This window comes from Microbacterium sp. F2E, from assembly GCF_020905435.1.
Taxonomy (GTDB): domain Bacteria; phylum Actinomycetota; class Actinomycetes; order Actinomycetales; family Microbacteriaceae; genus Microbacterium; species Microbacterium lacticum.
This window is the reverse complement of sequence record NZ_JAJJIB010000054.1, coordinates 1-640: the sequence shown is the minus strand read 5'-3', so window position 1 is coordinate 640 and position 640 is coordinate 1. Positions and strand designations below refer to the sequence as shown.

General features: G+C 71.9%; 1 protein-coding gene and 1 pseudogene. Both read right to left on the bottom strand.

The genetic code is table 11. The features are described from left to right. Window positions 1-412 (bottom strand): annotated as a pseudogene (locus LOK55_RS13955) (hypothetical protein); the annotation flags it as partial. Continuing rightward, a partial coding sequence (locus tag LOK55_RS13950; RefSeq protein WP_229935852.1) for a tyrosine-type recombinase/integrase occupies window positions 409-640 on the bottom strand: 232 nt, incomplete at its 5' end. The gene LOK55_RS13950 and the pseudogene LOK55_RS13955, both read right to left, overlap by 4 nt.

Genomic DNA, 640 nt, shown 5'->3' with positions numbered 1-640 from the left:
GCCCGAACACGACCGGGAAGATCCGCGAACGCTCGTATCGCCGCAGCCGGCCAGCCGCTTCCAGCAGACCGGTGATCTCGCCGGGCGTGTAGATGGAGGGCGTGGCCCGTCGCGTCTGGTGCGAGAACACCGCCGCGGGCGGGACCTCGTGGGCTGGGTCGAGGGCGTGCATGTAGGCGGCGAACGAGCGCACCGCCCTCATCCTCACTGCCGCGCGTGATGCTCCGGCCCCGCCGTCGGGGCGAGGCAGACCGGCCCAGTCGATCATCGCCGTCGTCGTCAGGAGCCTGGCCCCGGCGGCGTTCAGGTGCGTCGTGAACTGTCCGAGGAGGTGCTCGTCCCAGACCAGGGTGAATCCGAGCTGGCGGCGCAGCCGCAAGTAGTCATCGACGTGCGCTTCCCAGGCGATCATGACCGACCGCCGCCCGTCATGGCGGGCCAGGGTTGCGCCAGGTCGCGCAGCGCCGTGACATCGACGCGCGCGTAGCCCGCGGTTGTCAGCGCCGTCTCGTGTCTCAGCACTTGCCCGATCGCGTCCAGCGGGACCGCGGCGGCGACCATCTGCTCGCCGAGGGTGTGCCGCAGCCGGTGCGCCCCGAACCTCGCCAGGCTCGCCCGGTCGCAGGCGCGTTCGACGATC